The 11,794-nt window shown below is 59.9% G+C and carries 13 protein-coding genes; 3 read left to right on the forward strand and 10 right to left on the reverse strand.

All coding sequences use genetic code 11. From position 1 onward, the window contains the following. Positions 1-215 precede the first annotated feature (215 nt). Positions 216-1,067 carry a rhomboid family intramembrane serine protease gene (locus tag VGK48_19025; GenBank protein ID HEY2383274.1) on the reverse strand — a complete coding sequence of 284 codons (852 nt, stop codon included), beginning with the start codon at positions 1,065-1,067 and terminating at the stop codon, positions 216-218. Between the two features lie 7 nt (positions 1,068-1,074). Further along, on the reverse strand, positions 1,075-2,325 hold the full coding sequence (locus tag VGK48_19030) for a GAF domain-containing sensor histidine kinase (GenBank protein ID HEY2383275.1): 1,251 nt from the start codon (positions 2,323-2,325) through the stop codon (positions 1,075-1,077). Between the two features lie 62 nt (positions 2,326-2,387). Between VGK48_19030 and VGK48_19035 the strand changes: the two genes are divergently transcribed. The 3 genes from VGK48_19035 to VGK48_19045 all read left to right on the forward strand — a co-directional run bounded on the left by VGK48_19035 (position 2,388) and on the right by VGK48_19045 (position 6,682). Continuing rightward, entirely contained in the window at positions 2,388-3,788 is a 1,401-nt protein-coding gene (locus VGK48_19035) for an FGGY family carbohydrate kinase (protein HEY2383276.1), read from the forward strand. 243 nt (positions 3,789-4,031) lie between these two features. Then, complete coding sequence (locus VGK48_19040) at positions 4,032-5,609, forward strand: hypothetical protein (GenBank protein ID HEY2383277.1); 1,578 nt, start codon at positions 4,032-4,034, stop codon at positions 5,607-5,609. 2 nt (positions 5,610-5,611) lie between these two features. Then, entirely contained in the window at positions 5,612-6,682 is a 1,071-nt protein-coding gene (locus VGK48_19045) for a DegT/DnrJ/EryC1/StrS family aminotransferase (GenBank protein HEY2383278.1), read from the forward strand. 4 nt (positions 6,683-6,686) lie between these two features. On the opposite strand, the gene VGK48_19050 is transcribed toward VGK48_19045, so the two are convergent. The 8 genes from VGK48_19050 to VGK48_19085 form a co-directional block, all read right to left on the reverse strand. Continuing rightward, positions 6,687-6,899 (reverse strand): hypothetical protein, encoded by a 213-nt coding sequence (locus VGK48_19050; protein ID HEY2383279.1) that lies wholly within the window; start codon positions 6,897-6,899, stop codon positions 6,687-6,689. Between the two features lie 171 nt (positions 6,900-7,070). Next, the gene (locus VGK48_19055) at positions 7,071-8,126 is read right to left on the reverse strand and encodes a hypothetical protein (protein ID HEY2383280.1); all 1,056 of its coding nucleotides are present in this window, start codon (positions 8,124-8,126) and stop codon (positions 7,071-7,073) included. 26 nt (positions 8,127-8,152) lie between these two features. Further along, positions 8,153-8,728, reverse strand: a complete 576-nt coding sequence (locus tag VGK48_19060) for a hypothetical protein (GenBank protein ID HEY2383281.1) — start codon at positions 8,726-8,728, stop codon at positions 8,153-8,155. Continuing rightward, the gene (locus VGK48_19065) at positions 8,728-9,582 is read right to left on the reverse strand and encodes a hypothetical protein (GenBank protein ID HEY2383282.1); all 855 of its coding nucleotides are present in this window, start codon (positions 9,580-9,582) and stop codon (positions 8,728-8,730) included. Before VGK48_19065 ends, VGK48_19060 begins: the two co-directional genes overlap by 1 nt. Positions 9,583-9,803: 221 nt before the next feature. Beyond that, complete coding sequence (locus tag VGK48_19070; protein HEY2383283.1) at positions 9,804-9,986, reverse strand: hypothetical protein; 183 nt, start codon at positions 9,984-9,986, stop codon at positions 9,804-9,806. After that, positions 9,983-10,570: a hypothetical protein gene (locus VGK48_19075; protein HEY2383284.1), complete on the reverse strand. Its 588-nt coding sequence runs from the start codon at positions 10,568-10,570 to the stop codon at positions 9,983-9,985. The genes VGK48_19070 and VGK48_19075 overlap by 4 nt, the downstream gene beginning before the upstream one ends. Before the next feature lie 93 nt (positions 10,571-10,663). After that, a complete protein-coding gene (locus VGK48_19080; protein ID HEY2383285.1) occupies positions 10,664-10,810 on the reverse strand; it encodes a hypothetical protein in 147 nt (48 codons plus the stop codon). Positions 10,811-10,982: 172 nt separating this feature from the next. Beyond that, a complete protein-coding gene (locus VGK48_19085) occupies positions 10,983-11,633 on the reverse strand; it encodes a hypothetical protein (GenBank protein HEY2383286.1) in 651 nt (216 codons plus the stop codon). Positions 11,634-11,794 lie beyond the last annotated feature (161 nt).

Genomic DNA, 11,794 nt, shown 5'->3' on the forward strand with positions numbered 1-11,794 from the left:
AAAGAGGCCCAGGTTCAGGCTACCGGCGCGGGCCGGGGAATGGAGCGTCGAACGGCCTGACCATGACACGATTTAAAGTCGGCGACATCGTTTCCATCGAAGGCCGGCGAGCGAGAGTGGTTTGGCTCAGTGAAAATGCGAACGAAATCGAGGCGATGGATGAATACATCGTCGAGTTCGAAGACAAACACCGTCAGTTTGTCATCAGCAGTAAACTAGAGCCCAAGCAGCCGCCACCCGTCCACAACCGAGAACACAATAGCAATCCCTGTAGCACCTAGGCATACCAGAGCGCCGATCAAATGATCCAGGCGTTCTGGCCGCATAGGATCCAGGAACTTTGAAGTGACGTAGCCCCCGGCAAAGCCGCCGAGGTGCGCCCAGTTGTCTACTCCCGGCATGATGAAGCCGAAGATGAAAAGCATCACGGCCCAGGATTTTGCCTGGTCGCCTACAGCGCTGCTGCCCGTGCGCCTTCCGTAGTGAACGAGCGCTGCAAGCAAGCCGAATAACGGCGCCGACGCTCCCACGGTGAACCCGGCGCCCCCGATCAGGGGAAGGTGAATGAAGGCCCCGGCCAGCGTGCTCGCCGTGAATCCGACGATGCCTGCGATCGTATAAATAATGATCATGCGGCTGGGCCCGTACATCTCGGACGTCGCCGGGGCGATCTGGCGCACCCACAACATGTTGAAGAAAATGTGGAGCAGCCCTGCGTGCAGCCACCCTGCCGTGAGGACCGTCCACCATCGTCCGTAGCCGAATACCGGCTGCGCGCCGCTGGCGCCGAAGACGAATAACGCCTTAAGGCTCGGCGAGAGGAAATTCAGGATGCCGCCCTCGTTGATGCCGCTCGGATCGGCGACGAGCATTAAAGCGTACAGCACGCCGCATGCTCCCATCACGAACGGAGTGAACCCGAGGTCTCTTCCCAGACGGTTCAACGCGGGAGCGAAACCCCACAATCCCGGATTCCACCTTCCGCACGTGAAGCATCGCTCGTCATTGACGCCGACGAGGTTGCCGCACGCCGGGCACACTACCGAACCCGCCTTCTGTCTCAACATCAGTTGATTATGACGTGGCCGAGGCTGCTTTTCGAGCGGCGAATGGAAATCTCAGCGTAAACACCGCGCCTTGTCCGGGGCCGGCACTCGCCGCTTCGATCGAACCATTGTGCAGTTCGACTAGATGGCGGACGATGGCGAGCCCGAGTCCAAGGCCGGAACGCATTTTGAAATTCGCTTCGCCGGACTGGCGGAAGCGATCGAAAATCGAGGGAAGCAGATCCGCCGGAATGCCGACGCCGGTGTCCGTCACACGGATTTCCACGTGATCTCCGCCGGATTGGGTGGATATCTCGATGCGCCCATCCGGCGGCGTGAACTTGACGGCGTTGGAAAGCAGGTGCCAGACGATCTGCTGCAAACGGTGCGGATCTCCGTCGATCGGCTGCGCGCTCTCCTGAAGATTTGTGATGATGTGAAGGCCCTTCGCATCCGCCGACGCCTGAACCGAGGCCACCGCGGCTTCGACCACCGGAACGATCTGCGTCGACTTCAGCACCAGGTGCAGCTTGCCGGCGACGATGCGCGACGCATCCAGCAGGTCTTCGACGATCTGCACCTGCACGTGGGCATGCCGCTCAATCATCTCGAGCGCGCGATCGAAGTTCGCCTGGCTGAGTGTCGCCGTACGCAATAAATGAATGCAGCCCAGAATCGGCGTCAGGGGAGTGCGCAATTCATGCGACACCATCGCGACGAATTCATCCTTCAGCCGGTTGGCTTCCTGCGCCTCTCTATACAGCTTGGCATTATCGATCGCGACACCGGCGGCATTGGCCAGGCCGTGCATCAAGCCGAGACTCGCATCGTCGAATGAAGCTTTCGAGTCTGCCGAAAAGAAGGCGATGGCGCCAATCGTCCGCCCTCGCGCGATGATCGGCATTCCGAAATATGCCGAGGCGCGGCGGCCGCCGGAAAACTTCAATTCTTCGGATTTGAGACCGAGTGTCTGGATAAGCTCAGGAGTGACCGGACTGAACCTCTCACATTCGCCGGTTCGAAGAATATGGCCCGGGCCGGCGGAAGCGTGCAGATCCAAAGGATACAGCGCATCTACCGGATGGCCGCTCCCTCCAGATTCCGCACCGCTGGCAATCGCCAGCCGGCGAACGGTATGTTCGTTATCGAACGTAAACACAGCGCAGCCGTCGGCCAGTTCGGCCGAAGCCAGGCGGGCCAGATTATCGACCGTTGTGGGCAGATCCGCGGAGGTAGCTAGAACAGAGATCGTATTCGAGAGAAAGAGTTCGGCATCCATGACCGCAGGCCTATTCGACACTGTGGGCATCGCTGTGTCAAGTTATACTGCCGCGCAAGGTGATGAACATTCTGTGCTTCGATATCGCTTCCGGCGGGATCACGGCTGCGATCCTGGATTCTCAACTCCACGTCACGCGTTCCACCGAGACGCCGTGGGCTGCTGTAGGCAAGGTCTATGACCGCGCAACCCTTCCGGTTCCGTCGATCATCGAACAATTCAAAGCCTCGATCACTCAACTCCAGCTGACACCTGCGGATCACATCGGCGCGATCTGCATCGATAGCTTCATGCACAACTGCGTTCTGTTGGACGCCGAAGATGAGCCTCTCACTCCGCTCTTCACATGGCTCGATCAACGGGGCGCTGACGGAGTCGAATTGATTCGATCAGAACTGGGCGATCGTTTTCATCAGACCACGGGCTGCCGCTTTCACCCGATGTTTCCGGTGTTCAAACTGGCATCGATGCGTCTGGAAAAAGCTCCGGCTTTGCAGGCGGCAAAGCGAATCGTCTCGATCAAGGCGCTGTTGATGCACAAACTCACCGGTGTCTGGCTTGAAGATCACGGCATCGCGTCCGCATCCGGTTTGTTCAACATCCTCAAGCGGCGCTGGTCTGAAGAAATTCTGGATCTTCTTGGATTGAATGCTGGGTATCTGCCGGAGGTCGCAAGCCGGAACCAAATTGCCGGCGGCATTACGGGCTCGGCGGCGGCAGAGTTCGGCCTGCCGCCGGAGACGCCCGTGGTCAATGGAACGGGCGACGGTTTCGCCGCGAACGTTGGCTCCGCTTGTGAATCACTGGACAAGCTCAGCGTGACTCTCGGGACATCGGCTGTCGTGCGGCAGACGCTCGCGCAGCCGGCGCTTGTTGCGGGCGCAGGAACGTTCTGTTACATGGCCGATGAGAATGCGTATCTGCTCGGTTGCGCCGGAAGCAATGGTGGAAACGTTCTGGATTGGGGCCGGAATATCCTGGGCGCCACCGATCAAAGGGTTGGAACAGATCTTCCGATATTCATTCCGTTGTTGCATGGTGAGCGATCGCCGGAGTGGGATCCGGATCTGACCGGATCGTGGCATGGCCTGAAGGCCAGTCACACTGCCGCGGATCTTTCCCGCTCGATTCTGGAAGGCGTGATTTTCAATCTCGCGCATTTTCTCGAGATCGTGCAAACCGCATCTGCAACGCGCGCGGCCGACCTTGTTCTTTCCGGCAACGGCTTTCTCGATCCGCTTGCGGCTCCGCTTCTGGCCGCTATTCCCGGCACACCAGTCTGGATGCCCGAACAACCCGGCTTCCTGACCATTCGTGGCGCCGCCATCTGCGCGCTTCGCGCGCTTGGCGAACCGGTTCCCGAACTCCGGCTGCGGCGCATCCCACCTCTCGACGACGCAAAAATCCTGCAGCGGTACGCCGAATACCGGCGGTTTCGTGGTACTCTCCCCCGCGAAAAGTAACGGCGGGCGGGTTTTGACATTCCCCTCCGTTTTCAAGGAGGGGTGCCCGAGGCATCAAATCGTTAGAAGCCGCAGGGCGGGGTGTTTAATAACGAACCGCGTAGCGCACCTTATTTTGTTTGTAATTACCAACCACCCCGGCTGCGCCGCTAAGGAAGGGGCCATCTTAGTAATGGCGCAGCCACCCCTCCTTGGAAAGGAGGGGAATGTTGCTCAATCAACTCCGCCCCGAATGTTCTCACCATGCAAGAGCGGCAGGACCACAGGATCTTCTGGATCGTCGTATTCGCTTTACTGCTATTGAGCCGGATACCGGCCATGGCATCCTACCTCTCGATCGATAACGTCAACCTCGCCCTGTCCCTCGAAAAGTTCGATCCGCGAATCGATCAGCCTCAACCGCCCGGCTATCCGTTCTTCGTTCTGTCCGGCCGGATCGTCAATTTTTTTGTACGCGATGCGGGCCACACTTTCACCGTAATCTCCCTCCTGGTCTGCGCGCTTTGCCTGCCCGCTGCGTTTGCACTGGGCAAGCGGATGTTCTCGAACTGGGCGGGCGCGGCTGCCGTCCTCCTCTTGCTGGTCAATCCGGTGTTCTGGCACTCGACTCTGGACGGGCCGCTGCGTCCGTACCTCGCGCTGTTTTCGCTGTTGACGGCCTACTGCTGCTGGCGCTGCTGGAACGGCGAGAAGCGATTTGCGCTATGGGGAGCCGTCGCGCTTGGTATCGGCAGCGGCTTCCGGCCCGACCTCGGCGCGTTTTTATTTCCGTTGTGGGCGATCTCTTCCTGGGCCGGTACAAAGTCCTGTAAAATCCTGTTTCAAGCGGCGGCCGTGCTGGCCGCCCTCGTGGCCGTGTGGGCCGGAGCCCTGGTTTTTGCGATGGGAGGCGTGCAGTCCTTCATCCACGTCATGCTGGATTACACCGTAGACCAGTCGCGGCCCGAATCGATCGTATTCGGTTCTTCAATCCTGTCCTGGCTGAAGCAGGTGAACCGGCTCGTTATCTGGAACGGCCTCGCGGTTGTGACCTGGATCTGGGCGATTCCGTTTTACTTCCGCAATCGGGATCGCCTCCGGTTGAACAGTCCGCAAGCCGCGTTCTTTTTAGTCTGGCTGGTGCCCGGACTCATCGTGCAGGCGCTCATCCATGTCGGGGCGCCCGGACACACGCTGGCTTCCGTCGCCGCGCTCTGCGTTCTCGGTGGCTATGTCCTCTCGCTGGCGCGCAGCAGAGACGTTCTATTGAGCGGAGCGCTGATTTTGAACGTCATGCTCTTTCTGGATTTCTTTCCGCTGCCTGAAGCAATTTCCAGCACGCAAAAACAGGCGCCTTCGCTCAAAAATGCGGCGCTGTTCGGAGCGTATGAATCGTCGATTGGCATGGTTCGCACGCTCGATGACGTGGCGGGCAGCAGTCTGAAGGAGCTTCGGGAATTGACGCCGGCGGACCGGCCTTCGATGATCGTAACCACCGATGCCAACGGCGAGCAGTGGTTCCTGCACTGGCAGATCGCAAGATACTACCTGCCGGACCGCGACCTGTGGGTCCTCTACAACGGCGGCGCAAAAAACCGCGCGGAACGCATACGCCGGGATCAGACGCTCGAGAAGAGGGAAGAGGGTGCGCCGGTGAAGGTTCCGGTATTTCGTGAGGGGCGGATTCTGTGGCTGATCGAGCCGCAAAGCGCGATCTACAGACAGCTGGCTTCGACACAGAAACTGAACGGCGGCAGGTACGTCTTCTACACGGATATCACGGCCGATTCTCCGCCGATACGAATCGATGATTTTGAAATCGTGCCTGCCGGCATCCAATAATCATGGAATTCAATGACGTTCGCCTGCAGTACGAGTCCTTGCATGAAGAGATCGACGGCGCGATCCGGGAGGTTCTGAACGGCGGGCGCTATATATTGGGTCCGGCCGCGGCCGCGTTTGAGCAGGCGTTCGCGCGCTATTGCCGGGCGGAAGACGGGATTGCCGTCGGCTCGGGCACGGACGCGCTGGCAATCGCACTGCGCGCCTTCGGCGTCCGGCCGGGCGACGAAGTCATCGTCCCCGCCGTGAGCGCCGCCGCGACCGCCATGGCGGTGACACAGATCGGCGGGAGGCCGGTCTTCGCCGATATCTCCGCCGAAGATTTCAATATCGATCCTTCATCATGCTTCGAGCGGAAAACCACCCGGACCAAGGCCGTCGTGCCGGTACACCTCTATGGAATGCCGGCGCGGCTCCAGGAACTCTCCCATCTTGGCCTGCCTGTGCTGGAAGATGCGGCGCAGGCTCACGGCAGCAATGCGAGCTGGGGCCGCTGCGGCTCGTTCGGGCTGGCCGCGGCCTTCAGTTTCTACCCGACGAAAAACCTCGGGACTTACGGCGACGGTGGAATGATCGTGACCTCCGATGCTAAGGTGGCGAACGAGTGCCGGCTGCTCCGCAATTACGGACAGCAGGAGAATTATTCATCCGAGATCCTCGGACAGAACAGCCGTCTGGATGAACTTCATGCCGCGATTCTGCGCGTGAAGCTTCGCAAGTTGGAGGACTGGAACAATCGCCGCCGCGCGGTGGCGGCGAAGTATCGCGCGGCGCTCGCGGGCCTGCCGCTGGCGATGCAGGCCGAAACCGGTTCGAGCAACTGCCATCTGTTCGTCGTCACGACGGCGAGCCGGGACAAGCTGCGCGCGCACCTTGCGGAATTGAAGATTCCCACACTGGTGCACTATCCGATTCCGCTGCACCGCCAGAAAGCCTTCGCGGAGTTCAATCCCGCGCATTGTCCCAATGCGGATCTGCTGTGCTCGCGCGTCCTGAGCCTGCCGATGCACGCCTTCCTCACCGAGGGCGAAATCGAGCGAGTGATCGAAGGCGTCCGCGGCTTCTTTGGATAGTGGATTAGAACCAGTACCGGTCCCACTCCCGCTCAAGCAGGTGGCTGGCGATCTGCGACTTTTCGCTTTTGCGGCAGGCACGAATATCGATGCTGGGCAGTGATGGAAGCCCATCAAAAAACGCGTTGGCTTCACCAGTAAGGTTTTTGTGCCATCGGCGTTTCCGGCGCGGTAGCAGCCGGGATGAGCGCAGCCAGTCCATGATTCGATCCTTCATATCGGATATCATTTCCCGCTCTTCTACACCAGGTTGTAAGAACTGTTAAAGCAAAAAATGTTCGAAGAAATTGCAGAGCCACTCCCCTGCTGAGTCTGCAGCGAACTCAGCAGGAGAGTTTACGGCCTTCATTGAAACAATGAACAAACCTGCAATGATGCAATGATGCAATCAGGCCCCCTTCGCCTTCTCCTCCTCCTTCCTCGCCTCCGCCAGCAGCGCCCGCGCGGCGGCGCGGTTCGCGGCCTTGACGCGTGGCCACGCGGCCAGCGCCACCGTGAACGCAAGCACGGAGCCGGTGGCTTTCCAGATGCTCTGCATCAGGGGCTCTCCGAACAGGAACGGCTCGACCGCCGGCAACAGGGACAGCACCATCACGCCGAAGAACCCCAACTGAAAGAGCTTGAACGTCGAATAATTCGCGTTCGTCGGGGCGTCCGGCCCTGCCGCCACGTTTCCCCGCATCCGCCGCAGCGTCTTCGCCTTGAGCGAGGTGAACAGCGTCAAGAGGTTATCCCGGCAGCACAGATCGTCCACCTGAGACAGCTTCCATGTTCCAAAACAGAACAGCGGCAGGAAGCCGCGCAGAAAATCCGGGAAGTAGCCGTGTTTGTCGGTGACGTTCTGTACCACCAGACCATCGACGGTGACCAGCCAGAGGAAATTCAGCCAGCGCGTCTTCCGATAGAGCTTCTGTGCCGAAATCTTCTCCTGTTCGGGCTCACCGGTTCGCGCCGGTGCGGGTTTCGGCCGCAGCACCATCCGGAGCGTGGCAATCAGAGGCATCGCGACCAGCAGGCCACGATACAGGACCTGAACCGGCAGGACCAGCGACCGCAATGCGACAACCGCCAGGCCTTGTGACGCGATCACGAACAGCCCGGCCGTCGCGGCGTCCGCCGCCGAATCGAGGAAGTACTGGGTTTCCGGCAGCGCCTCCTCCTGATGCGTGAAGGCATCGCGGAACGACAACGCGATCAGGGCCGCGCCCAGGGCATACAGGCCGGCCTGGGGCGGCGCGAACGCGAAACAGATCACCGTGACAGCGGCCTGCGCCAGCGCCGCATAATGATTGAAGGAGGGCGCGAATTTCTTGAGATAGCTCGAGGCCAGCGTGTCCGCAGCGTGCGCGGCGAACTGCAATGCCGTCGTGTCCTGCTTTTTCAGAGCCCCCAGGCTTTTCGCCCTCAACTGCGGATCGCGGGGATGAACCCTGTCGACGACCATTCGAATGGTTTCTTTGGCAATTGTTTTCATGCAAGATCTCCCAGAAGACCGGCCACGACTCGCGACGTCTCCTTCGCGTAAGCCAGTGCGCGCTCTCCAATGATGGTGATGTTGTAATAGAAGTTGCTTTCGCCGCCGGCCTCCGTTGCTGCGGTCTCCCAGGACTCAATCAGGTGTTTCTCTTCCAGCCGGGACAGCGATCTCAGCACAGCGCCGAGATAGACCTGCCGCCCCGCCATTTCGCTGACCTCGTCGACCAGCTTTGCTGCATCGGCGCGGCCGTGACCGACGTAGATGGCCGCGAGCGTCATCTGGTCGAAATCGCCGACCGGCTCGACCTGGTCATCGGGAATGATGCGGCCCTCCTGTTCGAGGAGCTGCATCGCATACTGCACGGTTTTCTCGACGATGGCCTCCTCGTCGATTGCGGGCAGATCGTCGATGGGTTCACGCTGGATGGCCCAGGCCGCGAAAAAGTCGGCGAGTGTATTGCGAAACGTTGGGCATCGTTCCTGCCATTTCCTCAAGACCTCATACGTGGGTTCGGACTCCTCCATCATTAAGTCCGCTAAAACATCATCGAAGGTTGTGTATTCAGTCATTACCTGCCTCCTTTCTTGCGTTCAGCTGTTGTGGCGCGCGCCTGGATCATTTCCGGCTCATTCTCGAGAGCTTCGCGCATCGCTTTCATGGCGCCATCGAGCCATCGGTGCATCTGCGCTTCGGAGACGGCGAAATGACGCATGAGGCTCGGCTGGTCGCGATCCCTGGAGGTGACCGGCCAACCGTAGCCCCAGCGCAGGACCGCCGCCTTCAGATGCCGGCGGTCCGGAACCGCCCGGCAGGCGATGCGCAGGAGTTGATGCCGCCGATTGCGGTCGCGGAGGATGAGGAAAAACCCCTCGGGTCCCGGGCCGTTCCCAGGAAGCATTTCGAGCGGCCGTTCCATCTCGTCGCCATCGTCGTCGTATTCCGCTGCGAGATCGCGTCGCAAGCCGCCCAGGGGAGAGCGCAAGTGGACGCGAAGTGCATCCAGGGCTTCACCTTCGACGGCTCGCCGGAAGTGGACTTCCAGCAGCTCGCATTTGCGCGAAGGTTTGGGTTTCACGATCATCTCCATGACGTGAGCTCCCACACGTGCGGTCAGGTCGGCGGCGTCAAGCTCCGGCAAACCTCGAATCGTTTGATGGATCACTCGGATGGCGCCTCTGGAGAGGTTTTGGAACAGCCGCTCGTAGAAGACGCGGCCGCTCCGATCGGTGGTACGGATGAAGTACGTCTGCGTTTCCGACGGCATGCGATCCGCCTCCGCGATGCGTATGGATTCGGGCACGCTCTGGTAGTACGCGATGGACTCGAGTATGGGGTCCGGATGGGTGTACCGTGTTCCATCGGCCTTCAAGGATTCGAGGGGCCTGATTTTGGCGCGATGGTCGGTTGGGGGTTCGTTCGCCATAGCTTTCAATCTCCTTGTGGAATTTCTGTCCTTCTGCCTAATAGAGGGATCGAGAAGCGTGAAAAGTACAAAATATTTTTAGAGGTCCTCGAGGCGGCTCTCAATCGAGACTCCGAGGTGTTCTGCAACGAGCTGGGTTGTAGATGTGGCTGCCCCTAAACATCAGGCGGACCTGATGTTTAAGGGCGTCCAGGCCATCCTGGGGCGAGGCGCAAATCAGATCACAACGGCGCCTCCACTTTGATTAGTAACGGATCCAGTGGCTGCCCGGTGCTCGCTTCATACGCGGCCACGGCACGTTGGACGATGCCGGCCAGCGTGCTGGCGGTATCACCGGGCTCGAGCTGGGTTTGTGCCAGCGCGATCGCCACTTCGATCAACTGCAGAATCAGGTTTTGATTCATTTTTTCACCTCCTTTCCCGACTCGCCTAGAGCCTGGATGGCATTGGTCAAATCCGTCAGATTCTTCGTCAGCTGTTGAAAGTACTCGTCCGGCGGGGTATTGGTGGCCAGCGCGCCGCGATAAGCAAGCCACGATGCGCGGGCCACGTTATACGAAGCGATGAGCGTTCCGAGCGCGTCCTTCTCTGGGGGAGAGAGCGAATCCGAACGCGCCTGGTCGATCACGCTTTCCGCAATGTACAGGGTGTCGTATGCGGCGGAATCGGCCGCGCTCAGCGCGCCTGGCCGGACGGTGTAGCGCGCCACGCATGCCGTGGCCGGCCAGACCATGGGCACCAGGAGCACGAGTGGAAGAAGCTTCGATACCGGAAGCCGGCTGCCGGGCGAAGCGCAAGCGCGATAGCGCGCAGCCGTAGAAAACGCGGTGGTAAGGTTTCCCGCGATCGAGTGAACAAAGCGGTAGAGCCAGCGATACCCCGGCGCATCGTCCGGGGCCGGCTCCGGCATCGAAGAAACCGCGGCGGAGAAGATCCAGTAAATCGCCACGGCGAAGCCAAACTGATGTTGTGTCAGAAATCGAATCATGGGTTTTGTCCTTTGTAGTCGCGGGCTTTATGCCCGCGTGTCGTTGTGAATTTTGGGAACTGCGGGCGGTCATAGACCGCCCCTACAGTGGGATCACCTGCTGAACGCCAGCCCGCACAAGACGTAAACGACGAGAACCGCCGCTTCGAGCCTCCGGAACCGGTCCGTCAGCTTCCGCATCTCGACGAGTTCGCCTTCGATGCGGCCCAGCGCGCGCAGGATTTCCTCATACGCATCCATGTGTCACCTCCTTTCTATTGATGGCTGCGCCCTATCTTGAGGCTGCGCGCTATCGCGCTTGCGCTTCGCGTCGGGCTTGCACTCGCAGCCGCTCGTGATGAGTTGTTGTTGGAAAAAGTGCGGAGCGGCCCGATGAAGCAAGACCGCCCCGCCTGAGTGAGGAGATTCCCGGTTACGTTACGTCGAACGTGACCGAGTCGCTCCAGTCCGTGTACGCGTTGTCCTTCGTCAGCGCACGCACCTGAAATGCATAGGTGGTGAGCGGCGTCAGACCCGAGAGCAGCACGGGCGACCGTACCAGACCGACAGGTTGCTCGGTCCAGGTTGCCGGCGCCGCGCCATTCACGATGGGCGCGAAACGGATGGTGTAGCTCAACGCGTCCTTCAGCGAGCGCAGCCAGATGCTGACTTGCCCGCTGTTGGAGCCGTGGCCGATTTTGCGGATCTTTTCCGACAAAGGCTGGGGTTTCGCCTTCGTCGTTGAAGCAGGCTGGAAGCCGCTCGTCTGGAAGATCGACATATCACCTTTCGATGCGCCTTCCACGTAGCGGCCAACCAGTCGCACCATCTCCACGACGGTTGCGCGTTGTTTGTTTTTTTCGGCAATGACCTTCTTACTTCCATCGGCCGCTTGCGCGACGAGTGTCACGAAAGCGTCGACGTTGGTCTTCAGGGCCGCCAGATCGACCGGTGCCGCGGGGTAGTTCGCGTTGCCGGTCATGGCCGTCTGGACCGCGGTTGCACGTATAATCACATCCGCGTCCGAAACGTTGCCGAAGCCATCCAATGGCTTGATGAGCTTGAGATTGTTAGCGTTAGACATTCTTGTCCTCCTTTCTTAGAGTGGTTGTTGTTGAGATCGCTTCAGGCTCTCAGTTGCGAGCCATACTACATACAACGATGGGACCCTCAAAAAGCTCTCATCAGAAATGCACCATTTCCGGGCACTAAACCGCCGACTGGCAGAAAGCAAACAAGTTAGAG

It is taken from the genome of Terriglobia bacterium (assembly GCA_036496425.1).
Taxonomy (GTDB): Bacteria; Acidobacteriota; Terriglobia; order 20CM-2-55-15; family 20CM-2-55-15; genus 20CM-2-55-15.

Excerpts from the sequence above, each read along its gene's own strand:
- VGK48_19085 (HEY2383286.1), bottom strand. The coding sequence starts at position 11,633 with ATGTCTAACGCTAACAATCTCAAGCTCATCAAGCCATTGGATGGCTTC.
- VGK48_19030 (HEY2383275.1), bottom strand. The coding sequence starts at position 2,325 with ATGGATGCCGAACTCTTTCTCTCGAATACGATCTCTGTTCTAGCTACC.
- VGK48_19080 (HEY2383285.1), bottom strand. The coding sequence starts at position 10,810 with ATGGATGCGTATGAGGAAATCCTGCGCGCGCTGGGCCGCATCGAAGGC.
- VGK48_19035 (HEY2383276.1), top strand. The coding sequence starts at position 2,388 with ATGAACATTCTGTGCTTCGATATCGCTTCCGGCGGGATCACGGCTGCG.
- VGK48_19055 (HEY2383280.1), bottom strand. The coding sequence starts at position 8,126 with ATGGTCGTCGACAGGGTTCATCCCCGCGATCCGCAGTTGAGGGCGAAA.
- VGK48_19070 (HEY2383283.1), bottom strand. The coding sequence starts at position 9,986 with ATGAATCAAAACCTGATTCTGCAGTTGATCGAAGTGGCGATCGCGCTG.
- VGK48_19025 (HEY2383274.1), bottom strand. The coding sequence starts at position 1,067 with ATGTTGAGACAGAAGGCGGGTTCGGTAGTGTGCCCGGCGTGCGGCAAC.
- VGK48_19075 (HEY2383284.1), bottom strand. The coding sequence starts at position 10,570 with ATGATTCGATTTCTGACACAACATCAGTTTGGCTTCGCCGTGGCGATT.
- VGK48_19045 (HEY2383278.1), top strand. The coding sequence starts at position 5,612 with ATGGAATTCAATGACGTTCGCCTGCAGTACGAGTCCTTGCATGAAGAG.
- VGK48_19060 (HEY2383281.1), bottom strand. The coding sequence starts at position 8,728 with ATGACTGAATACACAACCTTCGATGATGTTTTAGCGGACTTAATGATG.
- VGK48_19040 (HEY2383277.1), top strand. The coding sequence starts at position 4,032 with ATGCAAGAGCGGCAGGACCACAGGATCTTCTGGATCGTCGTATTCGCT.
- VGK48_19050 (HEY2383279.1), bottom strand. The coding sequence starts at position 6,899 with ATGAAGGATCGAATCATGGACTGGCTGCGCTCATCCCGGCTGCTACCG.
- VGK48_19065 (HEY2383282.1), bottom strand. The coding sequence starts at position 9,582 with ATGGCGAACGAACCCCCAACCGACCATCGCGCCAAAATCAGGCCCCTC.